This window comes from Pseudomonas sp. NPDC086251 (genome assembly GCF_044746405.1).
Taxonomy (GTDB): Bacteria; Pseudomonadota; Gammaproteobacteria; order Pseudomonadales; family Pseudomonadaceae; genus Aquipseudomonas.
Genome location: NZ_JBIVBY010000028.1, coordinates 37,091 through 56,537, shown reverse-complemented (window position 1 = coordinate 56,537; position 19,447 = coordinate 37,091). Strand labels below are relative to the sequence as shown.

General features: G+C 62.1%; 14 protein-coding genes. 5 read left to right on the top strand and 9 right to left on the bottom strand.

The features are described from left to right. From ACIPL2_RS26715 to ACIPL2_RS26695, 5 genes are all read left to right on the top strand, one after another. Window positions 1-1,326: an LLM class flavin-dependent oxidoreductase gene (locus ACIPL2_RS26715; RefSeq protein WP_401361431.1), complete on the top strand. Its 1,326-nt coding sequence runs from the start codon at window positions 1-3 to the stop codon at window positions 1,324-1,326. Between the two features lie 29 nt (window positions 1,327-1,355). Next, on the top strand, window positions 1,356-2,429 hold the full coding sequence (locus ACIPL2_RS26710) for an ABC transporter substrate-binding protein (RefSeq protein WP_401361429.1): 1,074 nt from the start codon (window positions 1,356-1,358) through the stop codon (window positions 2,427-2,429). Further along, window positions 2,416-3,414: an ABC transporter permease gene (locus ACIPL2_RS26705; protein ID WP_401361427.1), complete on the top strand. Its 999-nt coding sequence runs from the start codon at window positions 2,416-2,418 to the stop codon at window positions 3,412-3,414. The genes ACIPL2_RS26710 and ACIPL2_RS26705 overlap by 14 nt, the downstream gene beginning before the upstream one ends. Then, window positions 3,408-4,202 (top strand): ABC transporter ATP-binding protein, encoded by a 795-nt coding sequence (locus tag ACIPL2_RS26700; RefSeq protein WP_401361425.1) that lies wholly within the window; start codon window positions 3,408-3,410, stop codon window positions 4,200-4,202. Before ACIPL2_RS26705 ends, ACIPL2_RS26700 begins: the two co-directional genes overlap by 7 nt. Before the next feature lie 187 nt (window positions 4,203-4,389). Then, the gene (locus ACIPL2_RS26695; protein WP_401361423.1) at window positions 4,390-6,660 is read left to right on the top strand and encodes a molybdopterin guanine dinucleotide-containing S/N-oxide reductase; all 2,271 of its coding nucleotides are present in this window, start codon (window positions 4,390-4,392) and stop codon (window positions 6,658-6,660) included. Window positions 6,661-6,814: 154 nt separating this feature from the next. Here the strand turns inward: ACIPL2_RS26695 and ACIPL2_RS26690 are convergent, their stop codons facing one another. The 9 genes from ACIPL2_RS26690 to ACIPL2_RS26650 all read right to left on the bottom strand — a co-directional run bounded on the left by ACIPL2_RS26690 (window position 6,815) and on the right by ACIPL2_RS26650 (window position 19,436). Then, window positions 6,815-9,310 carry a TonB-dependent receptor plug domain-containing protein gene (locus ACIPL2_RS26690; protein ID WP_401361421.1) on the bottom strand — a complete coding sequence of 832 codons (2,496 nt, stop codon included), beginning with the start codon at window positions 9,308-9,310 and terminating at the stop codon, window positions 6,815-6,817. 36 nt (window positions 9,311-9,346) lie between these two features. Then, on the bottom strand, window positions 9,347-9,844 hold the full coding sequence (locus tag ACIPL2_RS26685) for a RidA family protein (protein ID WP_401361419.1): 498 nt from the start codon (window positions 9,842-9,844) through the stop codon (window positions 9,347-9,349). Between the two features lie 162 nt (window positions 9,845-10,006). Then, on the bottom strand, window positions 10,007-11,581 hold the full coding sequence (locus tag ACIPL2_RS26680) for a flavin monoamine oxidase family protein (RefSeq protein WP_401361417.1): 1,575 nt from the start codon (window positions 11,579-11,581) through the stop codon (window positions 10,007-10,009). A 34-nt stretch (window positions 11,582-11,615) separates the two neighbouring features. Then, a complete protein-coding gene (locus ACIPL2_RS26675; RefSeq protein WP_401361415.1) occupies window positions 11,616-13,748 on the bottom strand; it encodes a TonB-dependent receptor in 2,133 nt (710 codons plus the stop codon). 447 nt (window positions 13,749-14,195) lie between these two features. After that, on the bottom strand, window positions 14,196-15,155 hold the full coding sequence (locus tag ACIPL2_RS26670) for a D-isomer specific 2-hydroxyacid dehydrogenase family protein (protein ID WP_401361413.1): 960 nt from the start codon (window positions 15,153-15,155) through the stop codon (window positions 14,196-14,198). Continuing rightward, window positions 15,152-16,351, bottom strand: a complete 1,200-nt coding sequence (locus tag ACIPL2_RS26665) for an acyl-CoA dehydrogenase family protein (RefSeq protein ID WP_401361411.1) — start codon at window positions 16,349-16,351, stop codon at window positions 15,152-15,154. Before ACIPL2_RS26665 ends, ACIPL2_RS26670 begins: the two co-directional genes overlap by 4 nt. Before the next feature lie 34 nt (window positions 16,352-16,385). Next, window positions 16,386-17,396 (bottom strand): ABC transporter substrate-binding protein, encoded by a 1,011-nt coding sequence (locus ACIPL2_RS26660; RefSeq protein ID WP_401361409.1) that lies wholly within the window; start codon window positions 17,394-17,396, stop codon window positions 16,386-16,388. A 13-nt stretch (window positions 17,397-17,409) separates the two neighbouring features. Continuing rightward, on the bottom strand, window positions 17,410-18,093 hold the full coding sequence (locus ACIPL2_RS26655; protein WP_401361407.1) for a peroxiredoxin-like family protein: 684 nt from the start codon (window positions 18,091-18,093) through the stop codon (window positions 17,410-17,412). After that, window positions 18,090-19,436 (bottom strand): LLM class flavin-dependent oxidoreductase, encoded by a 1,347-nt coding sequence (locus tag ACIPL2_RS26650; protein ID WP_401361405.1) that lies wholly within the window; start codon window positions 19,434-19,436, stop codon window positions 18,090-18,092. Before ACIPL2_RS26650 ends, ACIPL2_RS26655 begins: the two co-directional genes overlap by 4 nt. Window positions 19,437-19,447 lie beyond the last annotated feature (11 nt).

Here is a 19,447-nt window from a genome sequence, read left to right as displayed (position 1 = left end):
ATGAGTCGTCAAATCCACCTGTCCGCGTTCCTGCTGACCGGGCCGGTCGTCCACAGTCACGCGGTGTGGCGCCATCCGGACACCGTCGGCAACTATCTTGAGCCCGAGTACTACGCCCGCGTCGCCAAAGTCGTGGAAGAAGGCTTGTTCGACTTTCTGTTTTTCGCCGATCGCCTCGCGGTCGGTGACCAGATGGGCGGCTCCCGGGAGCTGGCGTTGCGGTATGGCGCCCAGGACGCCACGCGCCTGGACCCGTTGCCGATCCTGTCTTACCTGATCGGCCAGACCCGCAAGCTGGGCCTGGGCGCAACCCGTTCCACGACCTACTACGAACCCGCGCATATCGCCCGTGAATTCGCCACCCTCGATCACCTGTCCCGGGGCCGTGCGGCCTGGAATATCGTCACCTCGATGAACGACAGCGAAGGGCGTCTGTTCGGCAAGGACAAACACCTGGAGCACGACCTGCGTTACGACCGCGCCGACGAATTCGTCGACGTGGCGTTGAAGCTGTGGCGCAGCTGGGGAGCGGATGCGCTCAAGCTCGACCGCGAGCGCGGGGTGCTGGCCGACCCGTCGAAAATCCATTCGGTGCAGCACCACGGCGAGTGGTTCAAGGTCGAAGGGCCGCTGAACATTCCGCGCACACCGCAAGGTCGACCGGTGCTGATCCAGGCGGGTTCGTCCGGTCGTGGTCGGCGTTTCGGCGCGCGTTGGGCCGAGGCGATCTTCACCATTCACCCGCACTTGAGTGCCATGCGCGCCTTTCGCGACGACGTGCGTGCGCAGGTCGTGCAACAAGGGCGCGCGGCCGATAGCTGCAAAGTGCTGACGGCGGTCATGCCGTTCATTGGCGGCACCGAAGCCGAAGCGCGGGCCAAGCGTGATCGGCACAACGCACTGGCGCGTCCCGAATTGGGGCTGGTGACGCTGGCCTCTCAGTTGAATGTCGACCTCTCGCCGTTTCCGCTCTCGGCGACGCTGGCCGAGATCGCTCAATCGCCGCTGATCCATCCCGCTGCCGCCGAAAAACTGCTGATGCAAGGCGCCGAGACCACGTTGGAGCAACTGGGACGGATTTTCGCCAGCAGCGTGCGCGTGCCGCAACTGGTGGGCACCGGCGCACAAATCGCCGATCAACTCGCCGAGCTTTTCCTGGGCGAAGGCTGCGACGGTTTCGTGATTTCGCCGGGCTACCTGCCGGGCTCGTTCAGCGAATTCGTCGAAAGCGTGATTCCCCACCTGCAACGCAAAGGGTTGTTCCGTCGCGCCTACGAAGGTTCGACCTTGCGTGAGCATCTGGGGCTGGCCGAGCTGAAGGACTGAGCACCTCCACTAACCAAAGGGATATTTGAATGGCTGTTTTCAATCGATTGACCCGTCGTCGCTTGCTGGGGCTGGCCAGCGTTGCCTTGGCGAGCCCACTGCTGATGTCGTTGCCGCGCTCCAGTTGGGCGACGGATGAACACGCTGGGCACGCTGTCGATACCGGCGCCGAGCCCACCGGCACGGGCGAATTCATTCGGCTCGACACGCCGCGCGCGCTGAAGCTGGCGGTCAATCTCAACGCGGTGTGCCTGGCGCCGGTGGTCATTGCCCATGGCCAGGGTTTCTTCAAGAAGCACAACCTCGATGTCGAGCTGGTCAACTTTGGCAACTCCACCGAAGTGCTGCTCGAAGCCATCGCCACCGGCAAGGCCGATGCGGGCGTGGGCATGGCGTTGCGCTGGCTCAAGGCGCTGGAACAGGGCTTCGACGTCAAGCTCACGGCCGGTACGCATGGCGGTTGCCTGCGTTTGCTCAGTGCGGTCAACGGCAACGTGCATAAACTCGAAGACCTCAAGGGCAAGACCATCGGTGTCACCGACATGGCCAGCCCGGACCGCAACTTCTTCTCGATCCTGCTGAAAAAACACGGCATCGATCCGGTACGTGATGTCGAGTGGCGGCTGTACCCGGCCGACCTGCTGGGCACCGCGCTGGAACGCGGCGAAGTCCAGGCGGTCAGCGGCAGCGACCCGTTCATGTACCGCCTGATCAAGACCGGCAAGGCTCAGGAATTGTCGACCAACCTGGTCGAGGAATACGCCAATCTCAGCTGCTGCGTCGTCGGCGTCACCGGCAAATTGGTACGCGAGGAAAAACGCGTCGCGGCAGCACTGACCCAGGCGATTCTCGAAGCCCACGATTACTCGGTGAAAAATCCCCAGGCCGTGGCCAAGGGCTTCCAGGCTTACGCGTTGAATACCTCCGTCGAAGAAGTCGAGGCGATCCTGCACGACCATACCCACGGTCATCATGCGGTGGGCGCACTGCTGACCAAGGAAATCACCACCTACGTCACCGACCTGCAAACCGTGGAAGTCATTCGCCCAAGCACCCACGCCGGCGAGTTCGCCCAGGAGATCACCGCCGATGTCTTCAGCTGAGGTTTCGACACTGGCCACACCGGCGACGCCGTGGGCTTTCAAGGTGTGGCGCCAGGGCGCGCTCGCGGTAACGGTCTGGGTCGTGGTGGCGCTGTTGATCGCCTATTGGCCCAACGCCACGCGTGTTTGGCCGATGACCCTGGGCCTGGTCAATCTTTGCCTGGCAGTGGCGGCACTGATTGGTTTGTTGGGCATCGTCGGTCGCTGGTCGACGAAGGTCGCCACGCGCATTCGCGCAGCGGGCGCCTGGTTGATTGCATTGCCGATTCTGCTGGGCATCTGGGAGCTGCTGACCGCCAAACTGGGACTGCTGCCGGTGCCGTTCTTCGCACCGCCGCAAGCGTTGCTCGCGGTGTACGTCGAAGACTGGCCGCGCCTGGCCGACAGCTTGCTGCATTCGGCACTGTTGCTGGGCAGCGGCGTGGCACTGGGCGCGGCGACCGGGTTTGTTGCCGGGGTGGCCATCGGTTGGTCGAGCAGCATTGGCTACTGGCTGCATCCGGTGTTGCGCATTCTCGGGCCGGTGCCGTCGACGGCGTTGTTGCCGCTGTGCTTTTTTCTGTTTCCCTCCAGTTGGAGTGCCAGCGTTTTTCTGATCGCCCTGGCGACCTGGTTTCCGGTGACGGTGCTGACCTGGTCCGGCGTGGCCAGTGTCGATAAAGCCTATTACGACGTCGCGCGGACTCTGGGCGCGAAGCCGGGTTTTCTGATTTTCAAAGTGGCGATCCCGGCGGCGTTGCCCCATGTGTTCGTCGGTTTGTTCATGGGCTTGGGCGCTTCGTTCTCGACCTTGGTGGTTGCGGAAATGATGGGCGTCAAATCCGGCATCGGCTGGTACTTGCAATGGGCCCAGGGTTGGGCGGCCTACGCCAACATGTACGCGGCGTTGTTGATCATGGCGCTGGCCTGCTCGGGGCTGATTTCCGCGCTGTTCCTGGTCCGTGACCGACTGTTGGCCTGGCAAAAAGGAGCGATGAAATGGTAGCGCTGGCACCCACGACAACGGCTGCGGCGTCAGCAGGGTTGGCGCTGCGCATTGAGAGCCTGAGTCACGGCTTTGCCCTGGACGGCCAGCACTTGCCGGTGCTGGAGCGGGTTTCTCTCGATGTGGCGCCCGGTGAATTCGTCGCGTTGCTCGGGCCTTCGGGGTGCGGCAAGTCCACGCTGCTGCGGCTGGTGGCCGGGCTGGAGCCGGCCGACGCCGGCACGTTGCTGGCCGATGGCGTGCCGATTACCGGTCCGGACCCGAGCCGGGTCGTGGTGTTCCAGGACCCGACGCTGTACCCGTGGCGGCGCGTGTGGGACAACGTCGCCTTGGGTCTTGAAGCCCAAGGGCTGTTGAAAACCCATTCCGCCAAGGTCGATGTCGCACTGGAAAAAGTCGGCCTCAGTCAGTTTGCCCGCGCTTACCCACGACAGCTTTCAGGTGGCATGGCCCAGCGCGTTGCGTTGGCCCGAGCACTGGTCAACGAACCGCGCTTGCTGATTCTCGACGAGCCGTTGGGCAAGCTGGATTCGTTGACCCGCATCACCATGCAGAAAGAGCTGATCGACCTGTGGCAGCGCCAGGGCTATACGGCGTTGCTGGTGACTCACGATGTCGAAGAAGCCTTGCTGCTGGCCAATCGGGTGATCGTGTTCAGCGACCGACCGGCAGCGATCAAGGCACAGCTGACCATCGAACGGCCTTATCCGCGCCATCGCGACGATCCCTATCTGGTGGACCTGCGCCGCCAGATAATGGGCTTGCTCGGGTTGGGAGAAAGCTGGTAATCATCGGTTGAATGCCCACGCACTCACTGCGATACAACAAAGATCTAATGTGGGAGCGGGCTTGCTCGCGAAGGCGGTGTATCAGTTGACACATGCATAGACTGACACACCGCCTTCGCGAGCAAGCCCGCTCCCACATTAGATCAGCGGTGTGTTACTGATCTCATTCCATAAGGGGTATCGCGCCATGAGTTTCACTTCGTTGCATTGGGGCGCGTACCGTCCGCAGGTTGTCGATGGAAAACTGCAGGCCATGGTCCCCGTGGAATGGGACCCGGATCCGTCGCCCATCGGTGCCTCGATCCCTGAGGCCATTACCTCGCCGACGCGGATTCTGCGGCCGGCGGTGCGCCGCAGTTTTCTCGCCGAACCCGGCGCTCACCCCGAGCTGCGCGGTCAGGAACCTTTCGTCGAAGTGTCGTGGGACATCGCCCTGGACCTGGTCGCCCGGGAGCTGAAACGGGTCAAGACCGAGCAGGGCAATCAGGCGATTTTCGGCGGCAGCTACGGCTGGGGCAGTGCCGGGCGTTTCCACCATGCGCAGAGTCAGTTGCACCGCTTCCTCAATCTGTTCGGCGGCTATGTGTTCAGCATGGACAGCTACAGCCTTGGCGCCGGAAGGGTGCTGATGCCGCACATCGTCGGCAACATGGATTGGCTGCTGGCGGCGCATACCTCATGGAAAAACCTCGCCCAGCATTGCCAATTGTTCGTGGCCTTCGGCGGCCTGCCAGCGAAAAACGCCCAGACCAGCCCCGGTGGCGCCAGTGAGCATCTGTTGTCCCGCGCACTGCAAGACATGTCCGAGGCCGGCGTGCAGTTCGTCAACGTCAGCCCCTTGCGCGAGGACCTGACCGGGCCGAAAAACATTCAATGGTTGCCGGTTCGCCCCGGCAGTGACACCGCGCTGATGATGGCGTTGGCCTTCGTGCTGGTCAGCGAAGGTATGCACAACGAGGGCTTCGTTCAGCGCTACACGGTCGGCTATGAGCGGTTTCGCGAGTACCTGCTCGGTCAGGTCGATGGCCAGCCCAAAGACCCGGAGTGGGCCCAGGCACTGACCGATATTCCGGCACAGCAAATCACCGACCTGGCGCGACGCATGGCCAGTCAGCGGACCTTGATCAACATCGCCTATTCCCTGCAGCGTTCGGTGCACGGCGAACAGCCGTTCTGGATGACCGTGACCCTGGCCGCGCTGCTCGGCCAGATCGGCCTGCCGGGCGGTGGTTTCGGTTTGGGTTACGGCTGCATGAACAACACCGGCAGCGGTCGCAAAGCGTTTTCCGGGCCGCGCTTTTCCCAAGGGGTCAATCCGGTCAAGGATTTCATTCCGGTGGCGCGGGTGACCGACATGCTGCTCAACCCCGGCGCGCCGTTTGACTACAACGGCAAGCAACTGCATTACCCGGACATCCGCCTGGTGTATTGGGCGGGGGGCAACATCTTTCACCACCATCAGGACCTCAACCGTTTACTGGAAGCCTGGAAACGTCCGCAGACCATTATCGTTCACGAGCAATTCTGGACCGCCCAGGCGAAGTACGCGGACATCGTCCTGCCGGCAACCACGGCCCTGGAGCGCAACGACATCGGCAGCTCGGCGTCGGACCGTTTCATGATCGCGATGCAGCAAGCGATCGAGCCAGTGGGTGAGTCTCGGGATGACTATTCCATCCTCGCGGACATCGCCGAGCGCCTCGGTTTCGCCGAAGCCTTCACCGAAGGCCGCGATGCCGAGGCCTGGTTGCGCTTTACCTATGACGAGTCTCGGCGCAGGGCGCAGGAACACGGGATTGAACTGCCGGACTACGACACGTTCTGGCGCGATGGTTTGTTCGAAATTGCCTACCCCGAGACCGATACCGTCTTGCTCAAATCCTTCCGCGAAGACCCGGTTGCGAACCCGCTGCCAACCCCTTCGGGACGCATCGAAATCTTTTCCGAGCGCATCGCCAGTTTTGGCTACACCGACTGCCCCGGGCACCCGGTGTGGCTGGACAAACCGCCGGCAGCATTCCCGCTGCAGCTGATTTCCAACCAACCGAAAACCCGCCTGCACAGTCAGTACGACCACGGCGCCTACAGCCGTGCCTCGAAGATCCAGCAGCGTGAACCGTTGACCCTCAACCCCGACGACGCGCGGGCTCGGGGCATTGTCGAGGGCGACGTGGTCAAGGTATTCAATGAGCGCGGCGCCTTCCTGGCCGGGGTGATTGTCTCGGACGGAATCCGCCCCGGCGTGGTGCAAATCGCCACCGGGGCCTGGTTCGATCCGCTGGTGCATGGCGAGCGACACAGCCTGGAAAAACACGGTAACCCGAACATGGTCACCGCCGATATCGGCTCGTCGAGTCTGTCCCAAGGCTGCTCGGCGCAAACCGCGTCGGTGGAGATCGAGAAGTGGGATCAGGCGTTGCCAGCCGTTACGGCGTTCGAGCCACCGGCGATGGTTTGACTGTACCGGATGCATGCCATGGCGAAGACCTGTGGGAGCGGGCTTGCCCGCGATAAGGTCGTGTCGGTCGATAGAGATGTCGACTGAATGATCGCTATCGCGAGCAAGCTCGCTCCCACAGAATTTGCGTGAACCGGCCAACCTGGCGCAGCACTCAGAACGCGTATTGCACCCGACTGTAGTAATACCCACCCGTAAAACCGAACGGTGAATAGCTGCCCCAGTTGTCGCCAAACGACGAGTTGGGTACACCAATATGGTCGGGGTATTTGTCGAACAGGTTCTGCGCACCGACGGCGACGGTCAGTTGTTTGGTAAGCGCATACGCCACGTCCAGATCGGTAATCCACTTGGCCGAATATTCGCGGTCCAGGCTCGGATCGCTTGAACTGTTGACCTCGGTGTACGTGCCATAACGGGTCAGCCGCAGGTTCACGTCGAAGTCGTGGATCGCCCAGTCGGCGGAGAAGATCATCTTGCTGCTGGGCGAGGTCTTGGTGATCAGTGCTCGTGACTGGCGCCCGAGCAACTGGAAGTTGCTGCCCACGGCCGTGAGTTGCGAGGGGGTTTCGTTGACGCTGAGGATTTGCGTGTGGTTGTAGTTCAGCGCCGCGGTCCAGCGCACCGAGCCGAACTGGTTCAGGTTCTGCCGGTAATTGCCGACCACATCGACCCCTGAGGTGCGGGTGTTGGCGCCGTTGGTGAAGTACTGCGCCCCGGCCGTGGCGGGCACGCCGATGCTGTCGAGCAGCGCCGCGACGCCCGGCCCCTGGAAGCGTTCGCTGAGCACCAGGCGGTCGCGCAGGTTGATCACGTAGCCGTCGACGGTCAGGCTCAGGTCGTCACTGGGTGTCAGGGCGAAACCGAGGCTGAAGTTGGTCGAGCGTTCCGGTTTCAACGCGCTGGCACCGAGTGCCTGGGCGCCGGCCGAGTCCACCGGCAGGATCACGTAGTTGTAGGACTGGTAGACGCCATTGATGGTGTCGAACCCGGTCGAGCGCGCGGTGAAGATCTCGTTGGCCAGCGACGGTGCGCGAAAGCCATTGCTGATGGTGCCGCGCACCGAGAACACCGGGTTGAATTCGTAGCGGGTGCTGAGCTTGCCGCTGCGAGTCGCTCCGACGCCTTCGTTGTAATGCTCGTAACGCGCAGCGACGCCGAGGTACCACTGTTCGACGGGATAGAAACCCAGGTCGATGTAGCTGGCGACGCTGTTGCGACTGACTTTCTGCGCGTCGTCAGGGGTAATGCCGTTGGTGACCTGCGCCCCCGGATCAGGCCGTTGCCCGGCACGCGGATGGCCGGCCGGAAACACGTAGCCGCCATCGATGTACGAGGCTTCCGAGCCGGCGCGGGTCTCGTAGCTTTCACGCCGATGCTCGAAACCGAAGGCCACATCCAGCGGCTTGGCCAGACCGATCTCGTAGCTGTTTTTCAGGTCCAGGTTGCTGGTCAACTGGTCGGCGATGTAGATCCCGGAGGTGAACTTGTTCGGGGTGCTTTCCCCCAGTGACGGGTTCTGATTGTCGTAGGTGCGTTGCTTGGCGTAGTTGCGCCCGTAGGTGCTGCTCAGGTCCCAGGCCCAATCGCCGATGCCGATGTTGTCGCCCTTGGCGCCGAACGCGGACTGGAAGTCGGTTTCATTGACCAGCCAGTACGGGCTGTAACCATCAGGAAAACCATTGGGCCCGGTGGTGATGGTATTGCGGCCACTGGGCAGGCGGAAGTTCTGGCCGTCGTTGTTCTCCCGCGTGGCCACGGTTGAGAACGAGTACAGCGTGACGGCATCGTTCAGCGGCAGGTCGAGGTTGTAAGCGGCATCCGCCAACTGACTGCGCGGCAAGCCATAGCCTTTGTAGGTGTGATGGCTGGCGGTGGCCTCACGCGGATCGGGTGAACCGTCGGCCAGTGGATAGTAATGCGAGCTGTAGCCGTTGCTGCCGGCCTTGTTGTCCCGTTCCTGATAGCGGGTGTCGAGCGAGAGGTTGAGCACGCCGGCGTCGCCGACTTCAAAACCATAGTTGATCGCCTCTTGCCCGGTCCCGCGTTTGCCGTCGTAACCCTGGCCGAGGGTGGTGTCGGAGCTGCCGCCGGTGGTCTGTTTGAGGATGATGTTGATCACCCCGGAAATCGCGTCCGAACCGTACTGCGCGGCGGCGCCGTCACGCAGCACCTCGATGTGATCGATGGACGCCACCGGGATCAGGTCGAGGTCGCTGGGCGCGGCACCGCTGTTGATCCCGTTGATGTTCAGCGTGGCGCTGGTGTGTCGGCGTTTGCCGTTGACCAGCACCAACACGTGGGAGGCGGTCAGTCCGCGCAACGTGGCCGAACGCACCACGCCGCTGGCATCCCAGCCGGCGCGGTCGGGCAGGTTGAAGGACGGGATGAATTTACTCAGCGCCTCCAGCAGGCTCGGTTTGCCCACCGAGCGCAGCTGTTCGCCGGTGACCACGTCGATCGGTGTCGGGCTGGTGGTGACGGTGCGTTGCTCGGTGCCACGGTTGCCGGTGACGACTACCGTGTTGAGGGTCGGTGAGGTGGTTTCAGCGGCCTCGATGCTGAAGGAGGCGAGACCGCAGGCAATCGACAAGGGCAGTAATAGTGGGCGGTACGTCGGCGCTAAGCGGCGCTCTTGGTGATTGAACATAAACGTGAAGCTCCTGAAGGTCGGGTGATTTCCATGTCACTTCTTGCGCGCGGCGACGGCCTCGATTTCCACCAGGCCACCGGGCAGTGGCAGGGCCACGACTTGAATGGCGGTGCGCGCCGGTTTGTTCGGTTGCGCGCTGCTGCCGAAGAACGGCGTATAGCCTTCTTGCAGCCCGGCGAAGTCGAGCTTGCCGCCCTTGGCCGGATCACCCACCAGGAACACTCGAAGTTGCACCACATCGCCCAACCCCAGACCCTGGCTTTCCAGTACACCTTTGAGCTTGTTCAGAATCGAAGTGGTCTGGGTCGCGGTATCGCCGTAGGCGGCGAAGGAATCCTTCGCAGCTTTCGGGTCATGCAGGTCGGCGAGCAGGCCGCTGACAAACAGCAAGTCGGTTTGCGCCGGCACCGACACCGCCAGTGAAATCGGGAAGTTCGAGTTGGGCAGGGCGACGCGTTTGATCTCGTCGGCGTGGCTGCTGAGGGCGGTTGCGGTCATGAGGAGTCCTGTCAGTAAAGTGATGGCTTTCATCGTTCAGTCCTTTATGAAAAAAGTCGGGTGGTAACGCTAATGCCAGTTAGTTGAGATGAACCTGTGGGAGCGGGCTTGCTCGCGAAGGCGGCGGCACCGTCAACATTGATGTCGCCTGACACACCGCTTTCGCGAGCAAGCCCGCTCCCACATTGATCGCCATCAGGCGGCAACGCCCGGTTGCTGGCGTTCGGCATGCCGGCCAATCAGTGCAACGATGCGTCGCGCCGAGTCGGCGGCGCTGTTTTGCCAGATACCGACGCCGCCATGAGCGAGGGCATCGCTGGCCAGATACGTACGGCCCTGCGGTTCGTTGAGGATTTGATAGGCGCTCTCGCCGACCTCGTCGTTGACGATCCACGGGCCTTTGCTGAAGGGCACCTTGGCCCAGTTGATCGCCACCGGTTTTTGCAGCTTGGTGCTGTGGCCGGGGTGCAGCAGTTCCACGGCCTGGCGGGACGAGGCGAACTGTTCGGCGAGGGATTTTTTGCTGAAGGCCTGGGCTGATTCGCTGGTGTTGTACGCCGCGACCAAAATGCCCTGGGCACTGTTGAGGCGATCGCTGGGATACCACAACCCTTTGACTTCATGGTCGAGGTAAGAGAGCCCGCCGTAGATGTTGAAGTCGGTTTCCCAGAAGCGCGGCGACTGCCAGGCCACTTTGTTGGCCTGATCGCTTTGCGCGCTGAGAATCGCTTGCTTGAACGGCGCGCTGAAGTTGCTCGGCAACTTCGCCAGCAGCGGCAGGGGCACGGTGACGATGGCGTAATCGGCGTTCAGGGTTTGCGTGGTGCCGGTCTTGCGATCACGGTAGGTGATGCGGCTGCCTTGTTCCGAGGTCTGGATATCACTGACTTCAGCGTTGAAGCGCACCGCGTCCTTGAGCTTCTCGTAGAACGCATAGGGAATCCGGTCCATGCCACCGACCGGCTGGAACATGGTCGAGGAGAACTCCGGAATCTCATCGAACACCAACGCACCCCACAGCTTGGGATTGAGCAGGGTTTGCAGTTCCAGCGGCGCTCGCGTGACTCCGGTTTGATCGCCGGCGCCGGGCACGCGGTCGTAACCCGAGCGCACCGAACCCTTGTATTTGAAGTCGGCGTTGAGGTCGCCGTAGACCTTGAGGAAATTCAGCAGGGCCTGGCGATCGTCGGCGCTCAAATCCTGGTCGAGGGCTTTGCGGCTGACGGTGCGCGCCAGCAGTTCGGACAGTTGTCCGCGGGTGTCGTTGACCGCCTGGCGCAACTGGAACGCCGGTTTTTTCGGGTCAGGCAAGGCCAATGCATTGCGGCTGCTGTTGACCAGCACTTGCAACTCGACACCCAACTCACGGCAGTAACCGAGGATCGTCTGGTGATGGCTGGGAATGCGCGCGGGGCCGGCGTTGAAAAACTGCCCGTCATCGAAGTCGACGGTCTGGCTGACACCGTCGTCGAAATCGATTTTAGTCCCGCGACGCAACGTCCAGTTGCGCCCGCCAACCCGCTCGCGGGCTTCGAGAATGGTCACGGTGAAGCCGGCCTTGCGCAGCTCATAGGCACTGACCAGCCCGGAAATGCCGGCACCGACCACCACCACATTTTTACCTTTGCCACTGTTGCCCAGTTGCAGCGGGTTGAAACTCGACGCCACCGCCTGAGGTGTCAGCCCCAACGCGCCGAGGGCGCTGACTGCGGCGGAATAGCCACCGACGGCGGCAATACGGGAAATCAGTTCCCTGCGAGTGAAAGCCATAGTGATGCTCCTTGGCATGCTTGCCTGTATCGGGTTAGAGGTCGTAGCGCACCGACAACAGGACGGTGCGCGGATCGTTGATCGAGTAGAAACGGGCGCCACTGGAAGGCACGAAGCCGACCGATTGCGGGTAGGCGCGATCGAGCAGGTTTTTCACCGCGAGGGTGGTCGTCCAGTGACCGTCGCTGGAGAGGTAGCGGGTGTTGGCGTTCCAGAAGGTCTGCTGGGGGATTTCCTGGACATCGTCGTTCAGCGCATTGGCGTAGGACTTGGTCTGGAACTGCGCATCCGTGCCGGCCAGCCAGACGCCGGGCAATCCGGCCGGGATCGTGTAGTTGAGGCCGACGCTGGCGTTCCAGCGTGGCGAGAACACCAGCTGTTTGCCGTTGGCATCGACGCCGGCGCCGCTGGCGTTTTCGAAGTCGTCGTACTGGCTTTGCAGGTAGCCAACGTTGGCGGTCAGTTGCAGGTCGTTGGTCAGTGCGCTCAGGGTTTCCAGCTCGACACCGTAGGTGTGCGCTTGGCCGACGTTAGTCCGCAGGCTGACACCCAGCGCCGGGTCGTAGGCGTTGGTCTGCAGGTCCTTGTAGTCGTTGTAGAACAGCGCAAGGTTGGCGCGCAGGCGCTGGTCGAAGAAGTCGCCCTTGAAGCCGGTTTCCCAGGTGGTCACGTCCTCCGGCGAGAACGCCTGTTCAGCAGCGGCCTGGGTCGGCGCACGGTTGTCGAAGCCACCGGCCTTGAACCCTTTGGCCACGTAGGCGTACTGATTGAGGTGCGGGGTCCAGGCGTATTCGAAGCCGAGTTTGGGGCTGGTGGACTGCCAGGACTTGCTCGAATCGGCGCTGAAGTTGGTTCCGGTGATTTGCCGGTCGGTGGTGATGGCGTAGTTGGTGTAGTCGAAGTTCTTGTGCTCGCGGGTAAAGCGCAGCCCGGCGATCAGCGACAGTTGTGGGGTGATCTTGTAGCTGCCCTGGCCGTACAGCGCGTAGCTCTCGGTGTTGGTCGTGCTGTATTGGCCCTGGCCGATCACCCGATTGCGTGCGACGGAGAACGTCAGGTTGTCGCGGTCCGCCTCGAATTTTTCACGGTACAGGTACAGGCCGGTGCTGAAGCTGAACTTGTCGTAATCGCCGTTGAGCTGGAACTCCTGGGTGGCGTAGTCCTGCTTGTACAGAATCAGGTTTTGCTGGATCAGCGCCGCTTGCCCCGAGTTGTCGTAGTTCACCGGTTGATGGAACGCCGAATAGGCGGTCACCGATTTGAAGTTCAAGTGGTCGTCGATGGCGTAGATCGCGCGCAGCACCGAGCTGCCCTGATCGAGACGGTTCTTCGGGTTGAGGCTGCTGTAACTCTTGAACTTATCGAAGTGGCCGTCGGCATCAAACGGCGTGTAGCTGGTGGTGTCGCCACGGTCGAATGTGCCGGCCAGGGTCAACTGCACATCCCACGGCGAATCGTCGGGCTTGAAGCGCAGCTTTCCGCGGTAGGACTGGATGTCGACGTTGTTCACGTCCGAGCCGCGAGTCGGGTTTGAGACGGTGCCGTCACGGGTCAGGCGAATCGCCGAAAAGCTGCCGAACAACGCGTTGTCCACCAGCGGGCCGCTGATCAGCAGGCGGCCGTTCTGGGCGTTGTAATCGCCGGCACCGAGCTCGAAGAAACCACGGGTTTCCTGGGTCGGGTCGCGAGTGATCACACGGATCGCGCCGGCGCTGCTGTTGCGTCCGTACAGCGTGCCTTGCGGGCCGCGCAGGACTTCGACGCGCTCGACGTCGTTGAAGTCGAGCATCGAGGAAATGGCCCGTGGGATGTACAGGTCATCGGCGTAGACCGCGACGGCCGACTCCTGGATCGGATCGGTCTCACCGATGCCGCGAATCCCGTAGGTCTGCGCGCTGTAGGAGATCGACTGGCGACTGAGGGTCAGGTTCGGCACCTGCCCGGAGAGGTCGCGAATGCTTTTGATCTGTTTGTCGTCGAGGGCTTTTTCGTCGAACGCTGAAATCGCCAGCGGGGTTTTTTGCAGGTCTTCGCTGTGGTGTTCAGCGGTGACGGTCACAACAGGCAGGGCACCATCCTTGGTGTTTTCGTCGGCGTGGGCCGACAAGCCGAACATCGCCAGCGATACCGCCAGCGTCAGGCGGTTGGAACGGAAAGTGGTGTGCATGGTGAGCCCCAGGTGTGTCAGTGCGGCGTTGATGTCGTTATGTTTTTTTAGGCAAAGCGTTGCCGGGGCCAGGGTTCGAAAGCCATGGCGGGGCGGGCTTGAGCCGGTTTCAGGTTTAGGTATGGCGGTTGACCGTGGGGTGGTGTCGGCCGGAAAAACGAGCAGTTCCGTGGGCCTCCACCTGGTCAGGGGTCGGTGATGGTTGTAACAGTATTTGTATAAACAGAGGCTGTAAAAGTCCGATTAGTTATAAGGTAATTATAAGAAATAGGTATTAAATTAATAAAATAAATGCGTAAAGCTGATGTTGTGTTCTGCCGGATGCGCAGAACCAATGTGGGAGCGGGCTTGCTCGCGAAGGCGGTGTATCAGGCAACATTGATGTCGCCTGACACTCCCTCTTCGCGAGCAAGCCCGCTCCCACATTGGATTGCGTTTGACTGACGTTCAATACCCGCGCTGGACGTTCGCCGGATTCTCCAGCGTCAGGCCATTGAGGAAGCGCTCAAGGTTGGCCAGGAAACTGTCGGCAATCTCATGGCGACTGTTGCTGGAGATCGCCGAGGTATGCGGTGACAGGCGCACCCGTGGATGGGCATAGAGCGGGTGCCCATCCGGCAGCGGTTCGGGCTCGGTGACGTCCAGTGAGGCGAGGCCGATGTGGCCGGTGTCCAGCGCTTCAAGCAGGGCGCCATGATCGAGCAAGCCACCCCGGGCGATGTTGATCAGGTGCAGGCCGGGTTTGGCGCTGGCTAGCACTGCGCTGTCGACGATGTGCCGGGTCGAGTCGGTCAGGGGCGCGGCCAGCACCAGGTGATCGGCGCGGGCAAACAGGTCATGGATATCCGTCGCCGCTTCCACACCCTCAACCTCGAACGGCGTCTGACTCTGACGCAACGCCACCACCTTGATGCCCAACGCATGGGCCTTGGTCGCCAGGCTGCGGCCAATGGCACCGAAGCCGAGAATCCCCAGAGTGCTGCCCTTGAGCGGTGTCAGCGCGGTGAAATTCCATTGCGAGTCATGCACCCAGATGTCCGGCAGGCGCTTGGCCGCAGCGAAGATTGCCGCCAGGGCGAACTCGGCAATGTTCTCCGCCGCGCTGCCCCGCGACGTGCTCACGGGCGGACCGTTGAACAGCCACTTCGGGTAGAAGTCGATGCCCGAAGACACCACTTGAATCCATTGCAAGCCGTAGGGCCAGCCCGGTGGCGGTGTGTCCGGCGCCTGATAACCGCGCACATTGATCGGCCGCGCGAGCAGGATGCCGACTTCCGCCGGCAGGTCGCTGGGCACGCCGGCCGGCACGCCAATGACCCGGGCGCCGGGGTGCGATAGCGCGAGGCGTTGGCGGATCACTTCGTTGAAGTCTTCATCCAGTTGGCTGGCGATAACAAATTGGCTCATGGGCGTTCCCCAGATTGGAATGCAGACTGGCGCTGGGCGAAGACCGCTTTGCCGACGCCTTGCAGAACGGCGTCGTTTTGCGGCGTGTGAACGCGACTGCACAACACGTCGCGGTAATGCCGTTGCAGCGGATTGTGGCGTGACAGGCCGGGATTGCCGGACGCCTCGATGGCCAGCTCGACAGCGCGGATGGCGTTGCCGGTCACCAGGTATTTCAGTTGCGCCGCGTTACTCGCGGGCGTGTGACCTTCAGCGGCGGCATCGAGCAGGCTGCGGTTGGCGAACAGCAGGGTGTCGATGTGGCCGACGGTTTCCTGGAAGCGTGGCAGGGTCGACAACGCCGCGCCGAGGTTGGACGGCTTGCGTGTTTCCAGCCAGCCCACCAGCCAGTCGCGCGCGGCTTGGGCGACGCCGTCGTAGACCGATGACAGCAACACCGACATCCACAGAAACCCATCGCCATCGAGTTCGGGTTGCGGAGCGCTCCTCGGGCTGACGCTGACGGCGTGATCCAGCGGCACCAGCACATTGTCGAACACCACTTCATGGCTGCAGGTGGCGCGCATGCCCAGATGGTCCCAATCCTCGATGATGCTGATGCCGGGCGTGTCCTTGTGCACCAGCCAGGCACCGACCAGCGGGTCCTCATCGGTGCTGCGCGCCCAGACGCTGAACCAGGTCAGGCCATGACTGCCGGTGGAGTAGATTTTCCGGCCGCTGATGCGCCAGCCTGCGGCGGTGCGCCTGGCGATGGTCGCGGGCAGGCCGCCACGGGCCGGGGTGCCGAGGTCGGGTTCGACGCGCAAGGCGTTGATCAATGCGCCGTTCTGAACAGCGTCTTGAGCCACCTGCAAGCGCAGCGCTTCGGGCCAGTTTCTACTGTCTTGCAGGCGCGCGTGCTGGATGTATTGCATCACCAGAATCAACGCGGTCGACGGCTCACCTTTGGCGATCGCGCTGATGGCCTTGCGCGCCTGCGCCAGATTCGCGCCGCCACCGCCAAGGGCTTTGGGCACAGTCAGTGCGACCAGGCCGTGTTCATGCAACAGCGTGAAGTTGTCCTGCGGGAAGGCACCGCTCTCGTCATAAACGTGGGCGCTGGCGGCCAGTTGTTGACCAATGTTTTCCAGCAGTGCTTCGAAGTTGGCCGCTTCGATCGATCGCAGCAAGGGCGGGTGTTGAGAAGAAAGGCTCATGGTGAATTCACTCGATCAAAAAATGGAAGTCAGCTCATAGCGGCAATAACGGGAAGTTTTTGTCCCACAACGGACTGACATCGAGCCGTTCGCTCAACACGCCGGCGTCGAAGAACAAATCAGCCACTTCCTGCTGCGAGGCAACGGCCTGGTCGCTCACTTCGATGATTCTCGATGCCTGGCTGCGGTTGTTGTACATGTCGAGAAACACTGCTTTGTCGACGCCCAGCAGTTGCGCCGATTTCGCCGCCCAGGGTTCGGGGTTGTTGTTGATCCATTCCAGCGTGCGTGCCTGGCGTTGCAGGTAGTCCTGAATCGCTTGCTTGCGCAACGGGTCTTCCAGTGCGGCGGGGCGTGCGGCGATCAAATAATTGCCGGACAGATAACCCAGCGCGGTTTTCAAGACCCGGGCGCCACTGCGGAATTTCGCCAGTTGGATAAACACCCCGTAGATCACCCAGGCATCGAGCTGACCACTCTGGAAAGCGCTGAAACCATCCTGCGGCGTCAGCGCCACGGGCGTGATGTCCTTCATGGTCAAGCCTTGCTCCTTCAGGGCCTTGATCAGGAAATAGTGCGACGTGGTGGAGCGCACGTAGCCGACCCTTTTGCCGCGCAACTGCGCCACCGATTCCAGTGTCGAGTCCTTGGGGATCAGGAACACCTGGTTGTTCACGTCGCCTTGCAGCACCGCGATCAGCCGCGGTTGCCGATGGCTCTGGATCGAAAAGATCGGTGGGATCTCGCTCATCCCGCCCACGTCGAGGCTGCCCGAGGCCAATGCTTCGACGATCAGGTTGCCGCCGGCGAATTCCGAGTAATCGACTTTGTAGGGCGTGTTGGCGGTGCCGGCATCCTCGGTGAAATACGAGTCCTGGCCCCGGTAGGTGGCGACGCCCAGCGTCAGGTCCGAGAGCCTGGTATTTTGCGCGAACGCACGCGGAGTCAAGCCGAGCGATGACAGCCCCAACGCCCCAAGGGCGATGGAGCTGGCAGTCAGGAAGCCGCGACGATTGAACTGTCCCTGTGTGATCTTTTTCGTCATGGTCAGGCTCTTGTCAGATGGCAACGTGCAAGGCGGTTTGCCCGAGCAGCTGTTCGACCGCGCGCAACACCGGCGCGGCCTCGGTACGCACTAGCCAGTCCGGGCTGACTTCGGCAAAGGCCACCGTGCCGTCCTGGGCGATGACCACCACGGTCGGTTGCGGCAATTCCCAGGTGCCGGTGCCGGTGGTTTCGCCGATGCCCTTGCCCTTGGCCAGTGCGGCTTTGCGCGAGGCTTCGTCGAAGCTGTAGAGAATGCCCAGGCGTCGGCCGAGGTGATTGTCCGGGTCGCTGGCCACCTGCAAGTCGAGGTTGTGCCGGGTCTTGATCTCCACCAGCTTTTCCGGCACTTGCGGGCTGACCGCCACCAGCGGCACGCCCAGCGCATGCAGTTGCGGATAAAGCTGGCGTTGGTAATAGGGCAGGGCGATGTTGCACGCCGGGCAGCCAGCGAAGCGGAAGAAAATCAGCACCGCCGGACCGTTGGCGAGCAACTCGTCACGGCTCAGGCTGCCGCCTTCGACCTTCAACAAGGTGAACGGCTCAAGCGAGTCGCCGGCTCTGACGAAGTCGTCGATCCGGGCTTCATTCACCAGGCGCTGACGCTGATCGATATTGACTTGCAGGGCCGCCGGCTCCCAGGTCGCCAGACGCTCGGCATGCAAGTTCGCCAACAGGTGGTTGAGGGATTCGCTCATGCCAGTGCCTCGCTTTTCTCTTCAACTTGAGTGGTGGTGTGACGGTTGATGGGGACGTCGAGGCCGAGGTTGTCGCGCAGGGTTTTGCCGCTGTACTCGTCGCGAAACAGCCCGCGCTGTTGCAGGATCGGCACCACCAGTTCGGTGAAATACTGCAGGCCATCCGGCAACAACGAATTGATGATGAAACCGTCCGCAGCCCCTTGTTCAAACCATGTCTGAAGTGCATCGGCGACCTGCTCGGGCGTACCGACAAAATCGCGCCGTGGCCGGGAGAAACGCAGGGCGACTTCGCGCAAGGTCAGGCCTTCGTCCCTGGCCAGTTGCTTGATGCGGTCCGAGCCGCCTTTCTGGCTGTTCGAGCCCAGATCGCCGAGCTCTGGGAACGGTGCATCCAGCGGGTATTGGCTGAAGTCATGGTCATTGAACGGGCGGCCGAGGGCGACGATCGCGTCTTCAATGGTCACCAGCTCTACGGCTTGCTGGTAGCGGCTTTCAACTTCCGCTTCATCACGCCCGACGATGGGACGGATGCCCGGCAGGATCGACAGCTTCTGCGCCTCCCGACCGAAGCCGCTGGCGCGTTTTTTCAGGTCTTGATAGTAGGCGCGGGCCTCGTCGAAGCCTTCAGGGCTGACGAAAATCGCATCGGAGTTTTTGGCAGCGAAATTACGCCCGGCCTCCGAGGTGCCGGCCTGGAAAATCACCGGCTGACCTTGGCGCGAGCGGGCGATATTGAGCGGGCCTTTCACCGAGAAAAACTCACCCTTGTGTTCCAGGGCATGCAGTTTGCCGGGGGTGAAAAACTCGCCGCTTTGCTTGTCGTAGGCGAAGGCATCGTCTTCCCAGGAGTCCCACAAGCCTTTCACCACATTCACGTGTTCCTTGGCGATGCGGTAACGCACGGCGTGCGGTGGGTGTTCGGCCTTGCCGAAGTTATCGGCGGTGCCGCTGAGCCATGAGGTGACCACGTTCCAACCGGCGCGACCGCCGCTGATGTGATCCAGCGAAGCGAATTGGCGCGCGACCTGGAACGGTTCGGTGTAGCTGACGGTGACGGTCGCCACCAGGCCGATGTGCTGCGTAGTCGCGGCCAGGGCCGAGAGGATGGTCAGCGGTTCGAAGCGATTGAGGTAGTGCGGGCTGGATTTTTCGTGGATGTGCAGGCTGTCGGCGATGAACACGAAATCGAACTTCGCGCCCTCGGCCAATTGCGTCTGCTGCTTGTAAAAGTCGAAGTTCACACTGGCGTTGGCCAGGGCCTGTGGGTGGCGCCATTCGCCCCAGCCATGACCGACGCCATGGACCATCGCACCGAGTTTCAGTTGCCGTTGTTTGCTCATGGTTCTACTCC